Origin of the sequence: Pseudomonas sp. R4-35-07 (assembly GCF_003852235.1) — a bacterium.
Lineage (GTDB): Bacteria > Pseudomonadota > Gammaproteobacteria > Pseudomonadales > Pseudomonadaceae > Aquipseudomonas.
Window position 1 is genome coordinate 136,905 of record NZ_CP027732.1, and the last position, 21,962, is coordinate 158,866.

At 58.9% G+C, this 21,962-nt stretch carries 4 protein-coding genes; 3 read left to right on the forward strand and 1 reads right to left on the reverse strand.

What is annotated here, in order from left to right:
* Positions 1-127: 127 nt before the first annotated feature.
* On the reverse strand, positions 128-16,564 hold the full coding sequence (locus C4J89_RS00645; RefSeq protein ID WP_124413464.1) for a retention module-containing protein: 16,437 nt from the start codon (positions 16,562-16,564) through the stop codon (positions 128-130).
* A gap of 338 nt (positions 16,565-16,902) precedes the next feature.
* Between C4J89_RS00645 and C4J89_RS00650 the strand changes: the two genes are divergently transcribed.
* Genes C4J89_RS00650 through C4J89_RS00660 form a run of 3 tightly spaced genes read left to right on the forward strand, consistent with a single transcriptional unit; the run spans position 16,903 to position 21,812 of the window.
* The gene (locus C4J89_RS00650; RefSeq protein WP_124360682.1) at positions 16,903-18,261 is read left to right on the forward strand and encodes a TolC family outer membrane protein; all 1,359 of its coding nucleotides are present in this window, start codon (positions 16,903-16,905) and stop codon (positions 18,259-18,261) included.
* A gap of 40 nt (positions 18,262-18,301) precedes the next feature.
* Positions 18,302-20,458 carry a type I secretion system permease/ATPase gene (locus C4J89_RS00655; protein ID WP_124360683.1) on the forward strand — a complete coding sequence of 719 codons (2,157 nt, stop codon included), beginning with the start codon at positions 18,302-18,304 and terminating at the stop codon, positions 20,456-20,458.
* Positions 20,448-21,812, forward strand: coding sequence for an HlyD family type I secretion periplasmic adaptor subunit (locus C4J89_RS00660; RefSeq protein ID WP_124413465.1), 1,365 nt, complete (start codon positions 20,448-20,450; stop codon positions 21,810-21,812). The genes C4J89_RS00655 and C4J89_RS00660 overlap by 11 nt, the downstream gene beginning before the upstream one ends.
* The last annotated feature ends 150 nt before the right edge of the window (positions 21,813-21,962 follow it).

Below are 21,962 nucleotides of genomic sequence, written 5' to 3' on the forward strand. Positions count from 1 at the left end.
ACATCGTCAGCCGCATAGGGCGGTCGTGTGTTGATAAGCGCGAGTATGCGATGCAACCGGCCGCCAGGGCCAGCAACGTATCGCCCAAATAAATCGGCCGCCTCGAGGGCGGCCGATAAACCCAAGCTTAGGCGGTGTGATCGATCTTGATGGTCGGGTCGGCACCGCTGATCAGCGAGTTGATGTTGGTGTGGGACCAATCATTGCCTTCCAGCTTGATGGTCACATCCGCATTGGCCAGGCCACCGGCGGCGTTGAGCTTGCCTTCGCTGCTCACCTGCAGGGTCGACACGCCTTCTACCGTGGTGATCTTGAGGTAGTTATCGATGGTGCTGTCCGTCTCGCCCTTCAACAGATCACGCAGGTCAATTCGGTCACCTTCCGACGCCTTGAAGTCCTTGATCACATCGTTGCCGATGTCACCGGCCTTCCACACGAAGGTGTCGGCACCCGCACCGCCGATCAGGATGTCGTTGCCCTGACCGCCCATCAACGTGTCGTTGCCGGTACCGCCCAGCAAGATGTCATTGCCCTTGCCGCCGTCCAGCACGTCGTTGCCGCCCTGGCCGAACAAGATGTCATCGCCATTGCCGCCGAGCAGCGTGTCGTTGCCGTCCTTGGCGCCGGACACGTCGAAGTCCGCGTAGTGCTCGGTGACGTACTGGTGCACGTTCGAGGTGCTAACCGCCGAGACAGCCACACCGGCTTTCTGCGCCACGAAAGCCTGCAAGGCGTTGTAACCCTCGCCGGTCACCCCGCTGAAGCTCACCAGGTCGCCAAAGAGGATGTCATTGCCGTCGCCACCGCTGATGCTGTCCGCACCCGGCAGAGTCGCCTCGGTATGGCCGAGGATGGCGTTGGCCAGGTCTTTCGGATCGATATTGGCCTGTGGTTTGCCATCGCTGTCGTAAGGCTTCAGGTCGCTTAAGCTGATGTCGCTGTTGATCCCGATCGCTTCCACCTGCGACAGCCCGCCCAGCAGCGCAAAGGCGCTCTTGGAATTAGCCAATGTTGCCGCGTCAGTGCTGTTGCCTCGGCCGTCAAGATTGGACAGCTCAAAGGTGCCGTCGCCCTGAGCGCGCACCAGGCCCAGATTGGCGGCCGTCCACCAGAAGCCGTTCCAGGTTTGCAATTGAGCGGCACCCGAGGTGTCGATGCTGAAGTAATGGGTGTTATCCAGGTACTTGCCGACCGAGGTGCCGGGGGTGTAGTTGGCCGTCGTCACCACGTCATCGAACTTGACGTTGCCGTACAGCGTCACGTTGGTCTGCTCGCCGCTCTGGTAGAACGTCGGCTGACCGTCGGTGATGAAGTACGTCAGGTTGGTTGCGCCGGTGTTTTTGCTCGCCAGGTCGCTCTGGAAGAAGTTGGCGGTGGTCTTGAACACGTCTTCGTAGTTGGTGCCGCCTTCCGACACCATCGAGTCGAGCACCACTTTGAGCTGGGCCAGCGCATTGGGGGCATTGAGGTTGATGGCAATCGACTTGTTCACCTGGCTATCGAAGTCGGCCAGGAAGATATTCACCGTGCCCGACGTGTTGGCGCCCAGGCTGTTTTTCAGCGAATTGAACACCGTGGTCAATGAAGCCTTCGCCGCGTCGATCGATGCGGTGCTCATGCTGCCGGAACTGTCCACCATGAACGCGATGTTGTAGTTCTTGCCCTGCACCACGTTCAGGCCGCCGATGTCGGCTACCACGATGTCGTTGCCATCGCTGCCGATAATCGAGTCGCTGCCCGACGTGCCGGTTACCGAGTTATACGCCGCCGGGTAGACCGTCACCGGCAATTGCGCGGTGGTGCTTGCCGAGCCGCCGATGCTTTCGGTCGACGTCGAGGTCACGGTCAGGTTGAACTGGCCGCTGTAATAGGTCGGCGGCTTGATGGTCAGGGTGCCCAGGTCCCAGCCGCTGACGTTGACTTCGCCCACGGTTTTCGTCGCGGTGAAGGTGTGTCCCGACGCGTCGGTAAGCACCGAGCCTGCCGGAATGCCGCCGATCTTCACCGCCAGGGTTTCCGAACCATCGGTGTCGGTCAACGCGGTGGTGATCTTGGACAGTTTGACGCTGCCGTTTTCCAGGCCTTCGTTGAGCTTATAACCCACGTAGTAACCGTCACCGTTGCTGCCATGCAGGTCGGACACGGTCACGCCGGCATTGGTCAGGTCGGCGATGCCGGTGTACAGCGGGACGTTGCTGGTGCTCAAGTTCTGCGTCGCGCCGCCATTGATAGACAGGTTGACGTCAAAGCTACCGGGGCCCGCCTGGTTGGCCTGATAGATCTCAAGACTGTAGTAACCGCTGACCGCCGGCGTGAACGTACCGCTGAACTTGCCGCTGTTAGTGCCCCACAGGCCGCTGGCCACGTCTTTACCGCCGACGTTGATCAGCAGGCTGTCATCGGCGACGCCGCTGAAGGTGTAGTTCTTACCGGCTTCCATATACATCAGGCCGGAGATTTTTCCGCCTGAACCTGGGGTGACGTCGGTGGTGGACTCGACATTGGTCACCACCGCCGTGCTGTTCGGCGTGCCGGCGCCATCGATGGCTTTTTTCAGCACGTCCGGTGCGGCGCCGTTGCCGTTGGTGCCAAGGCCGGGAAGGCTGTTCCAGCTCTGTTTGATCAGGCCGACCGAGTTGACGTTGTTGTCAGCCACACCCAGGGTTGGCGCGTCGGCCACTGGGGTGATATCGACTTTCACCGTGGCGCTGGTGCCCAGGTCCTTGCCGTCGGTGGGCTGGAACTTGAACTGTGCGTAATCGGCCTGCTTGTTACCGATGCCCGTGCCGCCATAACCGTCGGCGCCGGACTCGTTGGCGTTTGGCGTAAAGCGTAACTGGCCGCCATCGATCTGGGCTTTGGTAAAGGTCTGGCCGCTGGTCACGTTGGTCCAAGTGGTGCCGTCGGTTGCCAGGTATTGCAGTTTGCCGGCCACCGGCAGGTCGGTGATTTTCACGCCCAGGCTGGCTGATGGCGAGTCCACGTCGCTCACGCCGAAGTTTGCCCAGGTCAAGGCCAGCGCAGTGTCTTCCGTACCGGTCACGGCCCCGCCCGTTGCCACTGGCGCATCGTTGACCGCCACCACGTTGACTGTGGTGGTGGCGACGTTGGAGTAATTGCCGCCGTCGGTCACCGCCACGGTAATGGTGCGCGGCGTGGTGCTTGGGTCGTGGCTGGTGTTGGTGAACGTGATGTTCTGGATACGCTGCATGTAGTCAGCCAGCGTCGCGCTGCCCGACAACGTCAGGGTGATACTGCCCGTCTGATTGTTGGTGCTGACGCTGATGCCGTTCACGCTGTTGCCCAGGTTCAAGGCATCACCGGCTTGTGCGTTGGTCAGGGTGACCGTTGCGCCCGTCAGCAGGGTGCTGTCCGGATCGGTGATCTTGATATCGGTGTCGGCAATCGACACACCCGGCCCGGTGGTGCCTTCGGTGAAGGTGGTCTTAAAGTCGTTGCCACTGGCACCGCTGGAGTTGTTGGCGTCCAGGTCGATAACCGGTGGCGCATCGTTGTCGAGGATGTCAGTGCTGACAGTGCCCTTGTCGATCACCAGGTTCTCGAAGTTACCGCCTGTGGCCTTGTCGATGGTGATGACGATTTTTTCGGTCGGCTCGGTGATTCGGTCATCAAGCGTGCGGATATCAAACGGCACGCTGCTGGCGCCGGCTGGGATCTTCACGGTGTACACACCATTGAAATCCGAACCATCGGTGGCCGTGCCGCTGTACTTGAGGGTGACGGTTACATCGGTTTGCGCCGGGTTGCTCAAGGCCAGGGTGTAGTGCGCCGTACCGCCCTCGGTCACCGAAGCGTCGCCGCTGATGCTGAGGGTGGTGTTGGTGACCACATCCGTGACTTTGGTGACCACGGTGCTGCCGTCGACCATCAAGTGCTCGTATTTGTCGCCGCCACTGACTACGGCACTGATTTTGGCAGTGACATCATTGGCGCCGACATACGCATCGTTCGGTGCGGTGGCCGTGGTGAAGTTGCTGGACTTGCCGTTGCCGATGGTAATGGTCGAGCCGTTATCCAGCTTCACCACCAGGTCGGAACCGACGTTGGTCACTGCCGCACCATTTTTGTCGACCAGCGACACGGTGTAGACGATCTGCCCGCCCTCGCTGACTGAACCCGTGGCCTTGAGCACCACGGTTACATCGTCGATGGTGTCGTTGATCGTGGTGGTTGCGCCGTTGCCTGCGACTGCCAGTTTTTCGAAGTTGCCGCCAGTTGCGTCGGTGATCTTGACCGTTTGAGTGCTCTTGTCGATGAACACGTCATCGCTTGGCGCGGGCACAGTTACGGTACCGACGGTGTCGCCAGCCTTGATCGTGATGCTCGAACCGTTGTCCAACTTCAGGGTGACGTCGCTGCCGGCCTTGTTGCTCAAGGTGGCGGTGTAGGTGATCTGGCCACCCTCGTTGACGGCGCTTGGCGCGGTCAGCGTGACGCTGGTGAGGTCGGTACTGCCTGGGGTATCCGTGACGGTCGTGTTAACCGCTGTGGTACCCGGCACCAGGTTTTCAAAGTGCTCGCCACCGGTCACGCCTTTAATGGCGGTGGTGACGGTTTGATCGCCTTTGTAGACATCGTTCGGTGCCACGCTGGTAACCGTACCGCTGGATTGGTTCACGCCGATGGTGATGGTTTTACCGTTATCCAGAGTGACAGTCAGCGGATTGGTGGTGTTGTTCACCAGCGCGCCGTTTTTATCCACAAGGGTAGCGGTGTAGACGATGTTGCCACCTTCGCCGACGGTAGGAGTGGCGGTCAGAACCACGTCGACCTTGTCGATGGTGTCGTTGACCGTGGTGGTTGCGCCGTTGCCTGCGACTGCCAGTTTTTCGAAGTTGCCGCCAGTTGCGTCGGTGATCTTGACCGTTTGAGTGCTCTTATCGATGAACACATCATCGCTTGGCGCAGGCACAGTCACGGTGCCGACGGTCTCGCCAGCCTTGATCGTGATGTTCGAACCGTTGTCCAACTTCAGCGTGACGTCACTGCCCGCCTTATTAGAGAGCGTAGCGGTGTAAGTGATCTGACCACCTTCGTTAACCGCGCTTGGCGCGGTCAGCGTGACAGTAGTGGTATCAGCAGTGTCTGGGGTGTCGGTGACGGTGGTGTTAACCGCTGTAGTACCTGGCACCAGATTTTCAAAATGCTCGCCACCGGTCACGCCTTTAATGGCGGTGGTGACGGTTTGATCGCCTTTGTAGACGTCGTTCGGTGCCACGCTGGTAACCGTGCCGCTGGATTGGTTCACGCCGATGGTGATGGTTTTACCGTTATCCAGAGTGACAGTCAGCGGATTGGTGATGTTGCTCACCGGCGCGCCGTTCTTATCCACAAGGCTGGCGGTGTAGACGATGTTGCCGCCTTCGCCGACGGTGGTGGTCGCGGTCAGGACCACATCAACCTTGTCGATGGTGTCGTTGATCGTGGTGGTTGCACCGTTACCTGCAACTGCCAGTTTCTCAAAGTTGCCACCAGTCGCGTCGGTGATCTTGACGGTCTGGGTGCTCTTGTCGATGAACACGTCATCGGTCGGAGCAGGTAGGGTCACGGTGCCGACGGTATCGCCAGCCTTGATGATGATGCTCGAACCGTTGTCGAGTTTCAGCGTTACATCAGTACCTGCCTTGTTGCTCAAGGTCGCGGTGTAGGTGATCTGACCACCTTCGTTAACTGCACTTGGCGCAGTCAGGGTGACGGTAGTGGTATCAGCTGTGCCCGGAGTGTCCGTGACAGTGGTGTTAACCGCTGTGGTACCCGGCACCAGGTTTTCAAAGTGCTCGCCACCGGTCACGCCTTTAATGGCGGTGGTGACGGTTTGATCGCCTTTGTAGACGTCGTTCGGTGCCACGCTGGTAACCGTGCCGCTGGATTGGTTCACACCGATGGTGATGGTTTTGCCGTTGTCCAGAGTGACGGTTAGCGGATTGGTGATGTTGCTCACCGGCGCGCCGTTTTTATCCACAAGGCTGGCGGTGTAGACGATATTGCCGCCCTCGCCAACGGTAGGAGTGGCGGTCAGGACGACGTCAACTTTGTCGATGGTGTCGTTGATGGTGGTGGTTGCGCCGTTGCCTGCGACTTCCAGTTTCTCAAAGTTGCCACCAGTCGCGTCGGTGATCTTGACGGTCTGGGTGCTCTTGTCGATGAACACATCATCGGTCGGAGCAGGCACAGTCACGGTGCCGACAGTGTCGCCAGCCTTAACAGTGATCGACGAGCCGTTATCCAACTTCAGGGTGACGTCACTGCCGGCCTTGTTGCTCAAGGTCGCGGTGTAGGTGATCTGCCCACCTTCGTTGACGGCACTTGGCGCGGTCAAAGTGACGGTAGTGGCATCCGCTGTAGCTGGTGTGTCGGTGACAGTGGTGTTAACCGCTGTAGTACCAGGCACCAAGTTTTCGAAATGCTCGCCACCGGTAACGCCTTTGATGGCGGTCGTGACGGTCTGGTCGCCCTTGTAAACGTCATCCGGTGCAACAACCGAAACAGAACCGCTCGACTGGTTCACACCAATGGTGATGCTCTGGCCGTTATCCAGGGTGACGGTCAGCGGATTGGTGATGTTATTCACCGGCGTGCCGTTTTTATCCACAAGGCTGGCGGTGTAGACGATGCTGCCGCCTTCGCCAACGGTAGGAGTCGCGGTCAGAACTACATCGACCTTGTCGATGGTGTCGTTGATGGTGGTGGTCGCACCATTACCCGCAACTTCCAGTTTCTCGAAGTTGCCGCCGGAAGCGTCGGTGATTTTGACGGTCTGAGTGCTCTTGTCGATGAACACATCATCAGTCGGTGCTGGCACAGTCACAGTGCCGACGGTATCGCCGGCTTTGATGGTGATGCTCGAGCCGTTGTCGAGTTTCAAAGTTACGTCACTACCGGCCTTGTTGCTCAGGGTCGCGGTATACGTAATCTGCCCCCCCTCATTGACGGCGCTTGGCGCGGTCAGCGTTACGGTAGTGGCATCTGCTGTACTTGGTGTATCAGTGACGGTGGTATTGACCGCCGTGGTGCCTGGCACCAGGTTTTCGAAGTGCTCGCCACCGGTCACACCTTTGATGGCGGTGGTGACGGTTTGATCGCCTTTGTAAACGTCGTTTGGCGCCACCGTGGTAACCGTGCCGCTGGATTGGTTCACACCGATGGTGATGGTTTTGCCGTTGTCCAGAGTGACAGTCAGTGGATTGGTGATGTTGGTAACCGCATTCCCTGACTTGTCGACGAGCGACGCGGTGTAAACGATGTTGCCGCCTTCACCAACAGTGGTGTTGGCAGTCAGAACCACATCGACCTTGTCGATGGTGTCGTTGATCGTGGTGGTTGCACCGTTACCTGCAACTTCCAGCTTCTCGAAGTTGCCGCCCGTGGCGTCAGTGATCTTGACCGTTTGAGTGCTCTTGTCGATGAACACATCATCAGTCGGAGCAGGCACGGTCACGGTGCCGACGGTCTCGCCAGCCTTGATGGTGATGTTCGAACCGTTGTCGAGTTTCAGCGTGACGTCACTGCCGGCCTTGTTTGAAAGCGTGGCGGTATACGTAATCTGCCCGCCTTCGTTAACCGCGCTTGGCGCGGTCAGCGTGACGGTAGTGGTGTTGTCGGTACCCGGTGTGTCGGTAACAGTGGTGTTAACCGGAGTAGTACCTGGCACCAGGTTTTCGAAATGCTCGCCACCGGTCACGCCTTTAATGGCGGCGGTGACGGTTTGATCGCCTTTGTAGACGTCGTTTGGTGCCACGGTGGTGACCGTGCCGCTGGATTGGTTCACGCCGATAGTAATGCTCTGGCCATTATCCAAGGTCACGGTCAGTGGATTGGTGATGTTAGTCACCGGCGCGCCGTTCTTATCCACAAGGCTGGCGGTGTAGACGATGTTGCCGCCTTCGCCAACGGTGGTTGTGGCGGTCAGAACCACGTCGACCTTGTCGAGGGTGTCGTTGATGGTGGTGGTCGCACCATTACCCGCAACTTCCAGTTTTTCGAAGTTGCCGCCCGTGGCGTCAGTGATCTTGACCGTCTGAGTGCTCTTATCGATGAACACATCATCGGTTGGCGCAGGGACGGTCACGGTGCCGACGGTATCGCCCGCTTTGATCGTGATTGATGAACCGTTATCCAGCTTCAGTGTGACGTCGCTACCCGCTTTGTTTGAGAGCGTGGCGGTGTAGGTGATTTGACCACCTTCACTAACGGCGCTTGGTGCAGTCAGCGTAACGGTCGTGGTGTTATCGGTACCCGGCGTATCGGTAACGGTCGTGTTGACCGGAGCAGTACCTGGCACCAAATTCTCGAAGTGCTCGCCTCCGGTCACGCTCTTGATGGCGGTGGTGACGGTTTGATCGCCTTTGTAGACGTCATCCGGCGCAACAACCGAAACGCTGCCGCTCGATTGGTTTACACCAATGGTGATGCTCTGGCCGTTATCCAGGGTGACAGTCAGCGGGTTGGTGATGTTAGTCACCGGTGCGCCGTTTTTATCCACAAGGCTGGCGGTGTAGACGATATTGCCGCCTTCGCCGACGGTAGTGGTGGCGGTCAGAACCACGTCGACCTTGTCGATGGTGTCGTTGATTGTGGTGGTTGCACCGTTACCTGCAACTTCCAGTTTCTCGAAGTTACCGCCAGAAGCGTCGGTGATTTTGACGGTCTGGGTGCTCTTGTCGACGAACACGTCATCAGTCGGTGCTGGCACGGTCACGGTGCCGACGGTGTCGCCAGCCTTAACAGTGATCGACGAGCCGTTATCCAACTTCAGGGTGACGTCACTGCCGGCCTTGTTGCTCAAGGTCGCGGTATACGTAATCTGCCCACCTTCGTTAACCGCACTTGGTGCGGTCAGCGTAACGGTGGTGGTGTTATCGGTGCCAGGGGTATCAGTCACAGTTGTGGTGACTTTATCGGTACCCGGCACCAAGTTTTCGAAATGCTCGCCACCGGTCACGCCTTTGATGGCGGTAATGACGGTTTGATCGCCTTTGTAGACATCATCCGGCGCAACAACCGAAACGCTACCGCTCGATTGGTTCACACCGATAGTGATGCTCTGGCCGTTATCCAAGGTCACGGTCAGTGGATTGGTGATGTTAGTCACCGGCGCACCGTTCTTATCCACAAGGCTGGCGGTGTAGACGATATTGCCGCCTTCGCCGACGGTAGTGGTGGCGGTCAGAACCACGTCGACCTTGTCGATGGTGTCGTTGATTGTGGTGGTTGCACCGTTACCTGCAACTTCCAGTTTCTCGAAGTTGCCGCCAGAAGCGTCGGTGATTTTGACGGTCTGAGTGCTCTTATCGATAAACACGTCATCAGTCGGAGCAGGCACGGTCACGGTGCCGACGGTCTCGCCAGCCTTGATGGTGATGTTCGAACCGTTGTCGAGTTTCAGCGTGACATCAGTGCCGGCCTTGTTTGAAAGCGTGGCGGTATACGTAATCTGCCCACCTTCGTTGACTGCGGTTGGCGCGGTCAGCGTGACGGTAGTGGTGTTGTCGGTACCCGGTGTGTCGGTAACAGTGGTGTTAACCGGAGTAGTACCTGGCACCAGGTTTTCGAAGTGCTCACCGCCAGTGACAGTCTGAATGGCAGTGGTGACGGTCTGGTCGCCTTTGTAAACATCATCCGGTGCCACGGCGGTGACCGTGCCGCTCGATTGGTTTACCCCGATGGTGATGCTCTGGCCATTATCCAAAGTGACGGTCAGCGGGTTGGTGATGTTGGTCACCGGCGTACCGTTCTTATCCACAAGGCTGGCGGTGTAGACGATGTTGCCGCCTTCGCCAACGGTAGGAGTGGCGGTCAGAACTACATCGACCTTGTCGATGGTGTCGTTGATTGTGGTGGTCGCACCATTACCCGCAACTTCCAGTTTCTCGAAGTTGCCGCCAGAAGCGTCGGTGATTTTGACGGTCTGAGTGCTCTTATCGATAAACACGTCATCGGTCGGAGCAGGAACAGTCACGGTGCCAACGGTATCGCCGGCTTTGATGGTGATCGAAGAGCCGTTGTCCAGCTTCAGAGTGACGTCACTGCCGGCCTTGTTGCTCAAGGTCGCGGTGTAGGTGATCTGTCCACCTTCGTTAGCTGCACTTGGCGCAGTCAGGGTTACGGTGGTGGCGTTATCAGTGCCTGGGGTGTCAGTCACAGTTGTAGTGACTTTGTCGGTGCCCGGCACTAGGTTTTCGAAATGCTCGCCACCGGTCACGCCATTGATAGCGGCGGTGACGGTCTGGTCGCCCTTGTACACATCATCCGGCGCAACAACCGAAACAGAACCGCTCGATTGGTTTACCCCAATGGTGATGCTCTGACCGTTATCCAGGGTGACGGTCAGCGGGTTGGTGATGTTGGTCACCGGCGTACCGTTCTTATCCACAAGGCTGGCGGTGTAGACGATGTTGCCGCCTTCGCCAACGGTAGGAGTGGCGGTCAGAACTACATCGACCTTGTCGATGGTGTCGTTGATCGTGGTGGTTGCGCCATTGCCTGCGACTTCCAGTTTCTCGAAGTTGCCGCCGGAAGCGTCTGTGATCTTGACTGTTTGAGTGCTCTTGTCGATGAACACGTCATCGGTCGGAGCAGGCACAGTCACGGCGCCGACGGTGTCGCCAGCCTTGATGGTAATGCTCGAACCGTTATCCAACTTCAGGGTGACGTCGCTGCCTGCTTTATTTGAAAGCGTGGCGGTATACGTAATCTGCCCACCTTCGTTGACTGCGGTTGGCGCAGTCAGCGTGACGGTAGTGGTGTTGTCGGTACCCGGTGTGTCGGTAACAGTGGTGTTAACCGGAGTAGCACCTGGCACCAGGTTTTCGAAATGCTCGCCACCGGTCACGCCTTTGATAGCAGCGGTGACGGTCTGGTCGCCCTTGTACACATCATCCGGAGCCACAACCGAAACAGAACCACTCGACTGGTTCACACCAATGGTGATGCTCTGCCCGTTATCCAGAGTGACGGTCAGCGGATTGGTGATGTTGCTCACCGCCGCGCCGTTTTTATCCACAAGGGTAGCAGTGTAGACGATGTTGCCACCTTCGCCGATGGTAGTCGTAGCGGTCAGAACTACATCGACCTTGTCGATGGTGTCGTTGATTGTGGTGGTCGCACCGTTACCTGCAACTTCCAGTTTCTCGAAGTTGCCGCCAGAAGCGTCGGTGATTTTGACGGTCTGGGTACTCTTATCGATAAACACATCATCGGTCGGAGCAGGCACTGTCACGGTGCCGACAGTGTCGCCAGCCTTAACAGTGATCGACGAGCCGTTATCCAACTTCAGGGTGACGTCACTGCCGGCTTTGTTGGAAAGCGTGGCGGTGTAGGTGATCTGCCCACCTTCGTTGACGGCACTTGGCGCGGTCAGCGTAACGGTGGTGGTGTTATCAGTGCCAGGGGTGTCAGTCACAGTTGTGGTGACTTTATCGGTACCCGGCACCAAGTTTTCGAAGTGCTCGCCACCGGTCACGCCATTGATAGCGGTGGTGACAGTTTGATCGCCTTTGTAGACATCATCCGGCGCAACAACCGAAACAGAACCGCTCGTTTGGTTTACACCGATGGTAATGCTCTGGCCGTTATCCAACGTCACGGTCAGCGGGTTGGCGATGTTATTCACCGGCGTACCGTTTTTATCCACAAGGGTAGCGGTGTAGACGATGTTGCCACCTTCGTTGATGGTAGGAGTGGCGGTCAGAACTACATCGACCTTGTCGATGGTGTCGTTGATCGTGGTGGTCGCACCGTTGCCTGCAACTTCCAGCTTCTCGAAGTTGCCGCCAGTGGTTTCGGTGATCTGAACGATCTGGGTGCTCTTGTCGATGAACACGTCATCGGTCGGAGCAGGCACGGTCACCGTGCCAACGGTGTCGCCAGCCTTGATGGTGATGCTCGAACCGTTGTCCAACTTCAGCGTAACGTCACTGCCCGCTTTATTGGAAAGTGTCGCGGTGTATGTAATCTGACCACCTTCGTTAACTGCACTTGGCGCGGTCAGCGTAACGGTGGTGGTGTTATCGGTACCCGGCGTATCGGTTACGGTCGTGTTGACCGGAGCGGTACCCGGCACCAAGTTTTCGAAATGCTCGCCACCGGTCACGTCCTTGATAGCGGCCGTGACGGTTTGGTCGCCCTTATACACGTCGTCTGGAGCTACAACCGAAACAGAACCGCTCGTTTGGTTTACACCGATGGTAATGCTCTGGCCGTTATCCAACTTCACGGTCAGCGGGTTGGCGATGTTATTCACCGGCGTACCGTTTTTATCCACAAGGGTAGCGGTGTAGACGATGTTTCCACCTTCGCCGATGGTAGGAGTGGCGGTCAGAACTACATCGACCTTGTCGATGGTGTCGTTGATCGTGGTGGTCGCGCCATTGCCTGCAACTTCTAGTTTTTCGAAGTTACCGCCAGTGGTCTCGGTGATCTGAACGGTCTGAGTACTCTTATCGATAAACACGTCATCAGTCGGAGCAGGCACGGTCACGGTGCCAACGGTGTCGCCAGCCTTGATGGTGATGCTCGAACCGTTGTCCAACTTCAGCGTAACGTCACTGCCGGCTTTGTTGGAAAGCGTGGCGGTGTAGGTGATTTGACCACCTTCACTAACGGCGCTTGGTGCAGTCAACGTAACGGTCGTGGTGTTATCGGTACCCGGCGTATCGGTAACGGTCGTGTTGACCGGAGCAGTACCCGGCACGAGGTTTTCGAAATGCTCGCCACCGGTCACGCCCTTGATAGCGGCCGTGACGGTCTGGTCGCCCTTGTACACGTCATCCGGTGCAACAACCGAAACAGAACCACTCGACTGGTTCACACCAATGGTGATGCTCTGGCCGTTATCCAAAGTGACGGTCAGCGGGTTGGTGATGTTGGTCACCGGCGCGCCGTTTTTATCCACAAGGGTAGCGGTGTAGACGATGTTGCCACCTTCGCCAACGGTAGGAGTGGCGGTCAGGACGACGTCAACTTTGTCGATGGTGTCGTTAATCGTGGTGGTTGCGCCATTACCCGCAACCTCCAGTTTTTCGAAGTTGCCGCCAGTGGTTTCGGTGATCTGAACGGTCTGAGTGCTCTTATCGATGAACACGTCATCGGTAGGTGCAGGCACAGTTACGGTGCCGACGGTGTCGCCAGCCTTGATAGTAATGCTCGAACCGTTATCCAACTTCAGGGTGACGTCGCTGCCTGCTTTGTTGGAAAGCGTGGCGGTGTAAGTGACCTGGCCACCTTCGTTGACTGCGATTGGCGCGGTCAGTGTGACGGTAGTGGTGTTGTCGGTACCCGGTGTGTCGGTAACAGTGGTGTTAACCGGAATAGCACTTGGCACCAGGTTTTCGAAATGCTCGCTCCCGGTCACGCCTTTGATAGCAGCGGTGACGGTCTGGTCGCCCTTGTACACATCATCCGGAGCCACAACCGAAACAGAACCACTCGATTGGTTTACACCGATGGTGATGCTCTGGCCGTTATCCAAGGTGACGGTCAGCGGGTTCGTGATGTTGTTCACCGGCGCGCCATTCTTATCCACAAGGCTGGCGGTGTAGACGATATTGCCGCCTTCGCCGACGGTAGGAGTGGCGGTCAGGACGACGTCAACTTTGTCGATGGTGTCGTTGATCGTGGTGGTCGCACCGTTGCCTGCAACTTCCAGCTTCTCGAAATTACCGCCAGTGGTCTCGGTGATCTGAACGGTCTGGGTGCTCTTGTCGATGAACACGTCATCGGTCGGAGCAGGCACGGTCACCGTGCCAACGGTGTCGCCAGCCTTGATGGTGATGCTCGAACCGTTGTCCAGCTTCAGCGTGACGTCACTTCCCGCTTTATTGGAAAGTGTCGCGGTGTATGTAATCTGACCACCTTCGTTAACTGCACTTGGCGCGGTCAGCGTAACGGTGGTGGTGTTATCGGTACCCGGCGTATCGGTTACGGTCGTGTTGACCGGAGCGGTACCCGGCACCAAGTTTTCGAAATGCTCGCCACCGGTCACGTCCTTGATAGCGGCCGTGACGGTTTGGTCGCCCTTATACACGTCGTCTGGAGCTACAACCGAAACAGAACCGCTCGATTGGTTCACACCAATGGTGATGCTCTGCCCGTTATTCAGGGTGACGGTCAGCGGATTGGTGATGTTAGTCACCAGCGCGCCGTTCTTATCCACAAGGCTGGCGGTGTAAACGATGTTGCCGCCTTCGCCAACGGTAGTCGTAGCGGTCAGAACTACATCGACCTTGTCGATGGTGTCGTTGATTGTCGCCGTCGCACCGTTACCCGCAACTTCCAATTTTTCGAAGTTGCCACCAGTAGTCTCGGTGATCTGAACAGTCTGGGTGCTCTTATCGATAAAGACGTCATCGGTAGGTGCAGGCACCGTCACAGTGCCAACGGTATCGCCGGCTTTGATGGTGATGCTCGAACCGTTGTCCAACTTCAGCGTGACGTCGCTGCCGGCTTTATTAGAAAGCGTAGCGGTGTAGGTGATCTGACCACCTTCGTTCGCCTCGGCCGGAGTTGTCAGCGTGACGGTCGTGGTGTCGATGGAGTCGGTAATGGTGGTAACCGCTGGCGTCGTACTAGGCACCAGGTTTTCAAAGTTGCCGCCGGTTGCGCCAGTAATGGTGGTGCTGATGGTGCTGCCGTTGACGTAGACATCGTTGGCCGGGGTATCGACTACAACGGTGCCCACGGACTCGCCGGCCTTGATGGTGATCACCGAGCCATTGCTCAAGGTGACGTTCACCGGCGTCTGCGCCGGGTTGGTCAAGGTCGCGGTGTAAGTAATCTGGCCGCCTTCGGTCACAGCCGTGTCGGCTGTCAGCGTAACGGCGGTGGTATCGACCGAATCATTGATGGTCGTAACGGCAGGCGTCGTACTCGGCACCAGGTTTTCAAAGTTGCCGCCGGTTGCACTGGTAATAGTGGTGCTGACAGTCGACCCATTAACGTAGACGTCGTTGGCCGGGGTATCGACTACAACGGTGCCCGTCGACTCGCCGGCTTTGATGGTAATCACCGAGCCATTGCTCAGGGTCACGTTCACCGGCGTCTGCGCCGGGTTGGTCAAGGTCGCGGTGTAAGTAATCTGGCCGCCTTCGGTCACAGCCGTGTCGGCAGTCAGCGTGACGGCGGTGGTATCGACCGAATCAGTGATGGTCGTAACGGCAGGCGTCGTACTCGGCACCAGGTTTTCAAAGTTGCCGCCGGTCGCGCCCGTAATCGTGGTGCTGACGGTCGAACCGTTAACGTAGACATCGTTTGCCGGGGTATCGACTACAACGGTGCCCGTCGATTCACCGGCTTTAATGGTAATCACCGAGCCATTGCTCAAGGTGACGTTCACCGGCGTCTGAGCCGGGTTGCTCAGGGTAGCGGTGTAGGTGATCTGACCCCCTTCGGTCACAGTCGAACCGGCCGTCAGCGTGACAGTGGTGCTATCAACCGAATCGGTAATCGTAGTGACCGCAGGCGTGATGCTCGGCACCAGGTTTTCAAAGTTGCCGCCGGTTGCGCCGGTAATAGTGGTGCTGACAGTCGACCCATTAACGTAGACGTCGTTGGCCGGAGTATCGACCACGACCGTACCCGTCGACTCGCCGGCTTTGATAGTGATCACCGAGCCATTGCTCAAAGTGACAGTCACCGGCGTCTGTGCCGGGTTGGTCAAGGTCGCGGTGTAAGTGATCTGCCCCCCTTCGGTCACGCTCGAACCGGCCGTCAAGGTCACGGTGGTGGTGTCGAGGGTGTCCGTAATCTGCGTCACGGCCGGGTTAGGGTCGAGGGTCAGCACCAGGTTGTTACCGCCGGTGGTGCCGGTGACGTTGACGCTGATCTGGCTGGCGTCGATGTACGGGCTGTCATTAGGTGCCAGGGGCACGTTGACGGTGCCGGTCAGTTGGCCGGACGGGATGGTGATCACCGCGCCGTTGGACAGGGTGACAGTCAGGTCGCTGGTGCCGGGCTGGGTCACGGTGGCGGTGTAGGTCAGCACGCCTCCGGCTTCGGTGATGCTAGGCGTGGCGCTCAGGCTCAGGGTCGCAGGCTGCAGCGCCAAGTTGCCGTTGCCGGTAGAAGCCTGGGCACCCGTAAAGGTGTTCAGGGTTGACGTGCCCTGGCCGATAGGGGCGGTGGGAAAACCGATCGTCGGGTCGACACGGCCGGCGGTCGCGTCCAGCACTACAAAGCTGTGGCCCCCGCCTGCGGCGCCGTTACCGGCAGCGGTTGCGCCTGCTGCCGTGGCTTCGAGGTCGGTGGTCGGGTCGGCGCCGGCGGCGATGGCTTGTTGCAGTTCGGCTACCGATGGCGCGGCCTGTTCGGTGGCGGCGGCCAAGTCGGCAGTGGAGTCCGGCATGTCGGCGCTCCACTGGGTGTCGCGGCCCAGGTCCAGTGTGCGCCCATCAGCCAGTTCCAGGCTCACCGCGCCCGACAGGCCCGTGTCAATCTGGTCGCCCGCGAACAGGCGATCACCCTCTACCAGGACACGGCGCGTGCCTTCCGGAGAAATAACGAACACTTGACCAACAATGCTTTTGACGATGGCAACAACATTGCTCATTAAATATTTCTCCGGCGATCCGTTTCTGATGATTTCCATGTGGCCACTAAAGAGTAGGGCCAAACTGGAGGGGGCGTAGTCTAGATAGTTACTGGCGTCAAATATTTGGCTGGAATTTTTAGTTATCTAGTTTATGCCAAACTATTGACCTTATGGCCGCCATCCTAAACAATCGCCTCCGTAATGTCACATTGATATTTATGCGGCGAACCGTCCTACATGTGTGAAGCAGTTCCGCTTTTTGAACTTTCCGACGTACGGTCATTACGGTAGCCATTATCCGACGCGGCGGCGCCAATCGCTGTGATTTGAGACAAGAAGTCCTGGGGAATTTTTTAATGCGTCTGCACCTGCTTAAGGCAATACCGTTCGTTCTCGCCGCCAGTTTTGTACAAGCCCAAACACTGCCCCAAGCCATGCAACAGGCACTGGATGTGCACCCAGAGATTCAGGCCGGTGTAAACAGCCGTATTGCCGCCGATTACCAGTTGCGTGCGGCGCAGGGTGGGTATCTGCCGCGTGTTGATTTGAATGCCGGCTATGGCCGTGCAGGCACCGATAACGCGTCCACCCGCCTCGCCAATGGCACGGGCGGCAACCACTGGGAAACCCTCAATCGCGGCGAGTCCAGCCTGCGCCTGCAACAAATGATTTTTGACGGTTTCGCCACCTCCAGCGAAGTCGGGCGTCAACAAGCCAACGTCAACGCCCGTGCCTACTCCCTGCTCGGTACATCCGAGCGCACCGCGTTGACCGTTGCCCAGGTTTACCTGGAAGTGTTGACCCGTCGCGAGTTCGTGCGCCTGGCCGAAGACAACCTGCGCAACCACGAACGCATCTACGATCAGATCAAGCTGCGCACCCAGCGCGGCGTCGGTAACGGTGCCGACCAGGACCAGGCCGAAGCGCGTCTGGCCCAGGCCCGCAACAACCTGATCACCGAGCAGACCAACCTGGCGGATGCGCAAACCAACTACCTCAGCGCCGTTGGCCAGATGCCCGACCAGCTCGAGCGCCCGGCACCGTTCATGGCCATGCTCCCGGCCGACCTGAATGAAGCGCGTCGCCAGATGCTCGACAACAGCCCGGTCCTGCGCTCGGCCGAGTCGGACATCTCTGCCGCCGAGAAGCAGTACGCCGCCGCCAAGTCCAGCTTCTATCCGCGCTTTGATGCTGAGCTTGGCACCAACGCCGACAACAACGTCGGCGGCGACGCCAACCACAGCAACGGCTGGGAAGCCATGGTGCGCATGCGCTTCAACCTGTTTGCCGGTGGCAGCAACAAAGCCGACCTGCAATCGAAGTCGTACCAGGCCAACCAGGCCCTGGACATCCGCAACAACGCCCTGCGCCAGCTCAATGAAGAACTGGGCCTGGCCTGGAACGCCTTGAACAATGCCAACGCGCAACTGCCGGTGGCCCAGCAGTATGTGGACCACAGCACCCGCGTGCGCACCTCCTACCAGCAACAGTTCAGCCTGGGCCAACGTACCCTGCTGGACCTGCTCGACAGCGAGAACGAATTGTTCACCGCTTCGCGTCGCCTGGAAGAGATCAAGAACATTCAGTTATTTACTCAGTACCGAATCAAGGCGACCATGGGCCAATTGCTCAAAAGCCAAGGCGTAGTCGCTCCAATGGCCTCCATCGTGCAAAACGATGTGAAGCCCAAAGTCCAGCTGCCTGGGATGAACTGAGTCACCCCATAGCCCCATCTGTTAGTCGAGAGTGCACCGCGTGGAATCCGAAGTCAGTCGAGTTCATCTCAGTCATGATCCACGCACGCTGCACGACGACCCGTTACTCGACGGGTTGTTGGCACTCTGCGCCCTGCACCAGAAACCGGCCAGTGCGGCCATGCTCACCACCGGCCTGCCGCTGCCTTCGCAGCGCCTGAGTGCCGAACTGCTGGCGCGTGCTGCCGCGCGTGCCGGGCTGCAGGGCCGGCTGTTGCAACGCAAGCTCGAACAGATCCCGGCCATCGCGTTGCCAGCGCTGCTGCTGCTCAAGGATGGGCGCAGTACTGTGCTGGTCGGCTGGCAGGGCGACGATGAAGCGCGGGTGCTGCTCAGCGAAAGCGACGGCGGGGAAGTGCTGATCAAGCGTGAACTGCTGGCCGCTGACTACATCGGCAAAGTCTTCTTCGCCCAGCCGCAGCACAAATTCGACGTCAACCATGGCACCCTGATCCCGCGGGCGCGGTCCTGGTTTCGTGACACCCTCAAGCGCTCGCGCTGGCTGTACACCGACGCCATCGCCGCCAGTTTTTTGATCAATATCATCGCCATGGCCGCGCCGCTGTTCGTGATGAACGTGTACGACCGCGTGGTGCCGAACCAGGCCACCGCCACCCTGTGGGTGCTGGCCGTGGGCATCTGTGGCGCGTACCTGTTCGACCTGGTGCTCAAAAGCCTGCGCAGCCTGTGCCTGGACCTGGCCGGTAAAAAAACCGACCTGATCATCTCCGCCACCTTGTTCGAGCGCATCGTCGGCATGTCGATGAAATACCGCCCGGCGCGGGTCGGCAGCTTTGCGCAGAACATCCATGAGTTTCAAAGCCTGCGCGACTTTCTCGCCTCGCTAACACTTACCAGCCTGATCGACCTGCCGTTCACGCTGCTGATTTTCCTGGTGATCGCCCTGCTCGGCGGCCATCTGGTATGGATTCCGGTGCTGGCGTTCCCGATTGCCCTGGGTATCGGCTACGCCCTGCAGAAGCCGTTGGTCGCGACCATGGAACGCACCATGGCCCTGGCCGCCGAGCGCCAGTCGAGCCTGATCGAAACCCTCGCCGGGCTGGATGCGGTCAAGGTCAACAACGCCGAGAGCGAACGCCAGTACGGTTGGGAACAGACCATCGGCACCTTGAGCCGGCTCGAACTGCGGGTGAAGTTGCTGTCGGGCCTGTCGATGAACATGACCCTGCTGATCCAGCAACTGGCCGGCGTGATCATGATCGTCTTCGGCGTGTACCAGATTATCGACGGCAACCTGAGCATGGGCGGCCTGATTGCCTGCTACATGCTCAGTGGCCGCGCGTTGAGCCCGCTGGCCTCGCTGTCGGGCCTGCTCACGCGCTACCAGCAAGCCAAGGTCACTATGACCTCGGTGGACCAGATGATGGAACTGCCCCAGGAGCGCAACTTCGAAGAGCGCCCCATGAGCCGCCGCACCCTGCAAGGCGCCATCGAGTGCCGGGGCCTGAACTTCACCTATCCGAACCAACAGAACGCTGCGCTGAAAAACATCAACCTGGTGATCAAGCCAGGGGAAAAAATCGGCATCATCGGCCGCAGCGGTTCGGGCAAAAGCTCCCTGGCCAAATTGATCGTCGGCCTTTACCAGCCTGACTCCGGCGCGTTGCTGGTGGACGGCGTGGATGTGCGCCAGATCGATGTCAGTGAACTGCGCCACAACATCGGCTACGTCGCCCAGGATATCCAACTGCTGGCCGGCACCCTGCGTGACAACCTGGTCAGCGGCGCACGCTACGTCGAAGACGAAATGGTCCTGCAAGCGGCGGAACTGGCCGGCGTGCACGAGTTCGCGCGCCTGCACCCGCAAGGCTACGAACTGCAAGTCGGCGAGCGTGGGCAGAACCTGTCCGGCGGCCAGCGCCAGAACGTCGCCCTGGCTCGTGCGCTGCTGCTCAACCCACCCATCCTGCTGCTGGACGAACCCACCAGCGCCATGGACAACACCGGTGAAGAGCGCTTGAAACAACGCCTGCACGCCGTGGTGCAAAACAAGACCGTGGTGTTGGTGACGCACCGTGCCTCGCTGCTCTCCCTGGTAGACCGCCTGCTGGTGGTCGACCGTGGGCAGATTCTCGCGGACGGCCCGAAAGCCGTGGTCATGGAAGCGTTGAAGAAGGGGCAGATCAGTGTTGCTTAACTCCATAAAAAGCGCGGTCGGCCGCTACTTCAAAGGTTCCGACTCGCTGCAGGGCCAGCCGCTGCCCGAGGTCAACAAAGCGTTGATCGAAGATGCGCCGCGAGTCATCCGCCTGACCATCTGGGCCATCATTGCCTTCTTCCTGTTCCTGGTGGTGTGGGCGGGTTTCTCCGAAATCGACGAAGTGACCCGTGGCGACGGCAAGGCGATTCCGTCGTCCAAATTGCAGAAAATCCAGAACCTGGAAGGCGGTATCGTCGCCGAGCTGTACGTCAAGGAAGGCCAGATCGTCGAGGCCGGTGCGCCGCTGATTCGCCTGGATGACACGCGGTTCGTGTCCAACGCCGGGGAAACCGAAGCCCTGCGCCTGGCCATGCAATTGCGCGTCGAACGCCTGAGTGCGCAGGTGGATGATCGCCCACTGAACATTCCCGACGAGGTGCTCAAGGCCGCGCCCAGCCAGGCCGCCAACGAACGCTCGCTGTATGAAAGCCGTCGCCAGCAGTTGAAAGACGAAGTCGGCGGCTTGCAGGAGCAACTGGTGCAGCGCCAGCAGGAATTGCGCGAGTTCACCTCCAAGCAAGGCCAGTACCGCAGCCAGCTGTCCCTGCAACGCCAGGAAATCAACATGTCCGAGCCGCTGGTGGCCCAGGGCGCGGTGTCGCCGGTGGAAGTGCTACGCCTCAAGCGCGCCGAAATGGAAACCCGCGGCCAGCTGGACGCCACCACCCTGGCAATCCCCCGCGCCGAATCGGCGATCAAGGAAGTGCAGCGCAAGATCGACGAAACCCGTGGCAAATTCCGCAGCGAAGCCCTGACCCAACTCAACGAGGCCCGCACCGAACTGAACAAGGCCGAATCCACCGGTCGCGCCCTGGAAGACCGCGTCAGCCGTACCCTGGTCACCTCGCCGGTGCGCGGGATCGTCAAGCAGCTGCTGGTCAACACCGTCGGCGGCGTGATCCAGCCGGGCAGTGACATGGTGGAAATCGTGCCGCTGAACGACACCCTGCTGGTGGAAGCCAAGATCCGCCCGCAAGACATCGCGTTCCTGCACCCTGGGCAAGAAGCGGTGGTCAAGTTCACCGCTTATGACTACACCATCTACGGTGGCCTGAAGGCCAAGCTCGAACGCATCGGCGCTGACACCATCACCGATGAAGACAAGAAAACCACCTACTACATGATCACCCTGCGCACCGACCGCAGCCACCTGGGCACCGATGAGAAGCCGCTGCTGATCATCCCCGGCATGGTCGCCTCGGTGGACATCATCACCGGCAAGAAAAGCATCCTCAGCTACCTGCTCAAGCCGATCATCAAGGCGCGGGCCGAGGCGTTGCACGAGCGGTAATCTCTATAGGCTGCTCGGGCCTCATCGGGGGCAAGTCGAATCGTCGCACCGCCCCTCCCACACTTGATCTGTGAACGCATTCAAATGTGGGAGGGGGCTTGCCCCCGATAGGGCCATCAGCATCACCCAAAGCATATGGATATGCCCTAA

Excerpts from the sequence above, each read along its gene's own strand:
- C4J89_RS00645 (WP_124413464.1), bottom strand. The coding sequence starts at position 16,564 with ATGAGCAATGTTGTTGCCATCGTCAAAAGCATTGTTGGTCAAGTGTTC.
- C4J89_RS00650 (WP_124360682.1), top strand. The coding sequence starts at position 16,903 with ATGCGTCTGCACCTGCTTAAGGCAATACCGTTCGTTCTCGCCGCCAGT.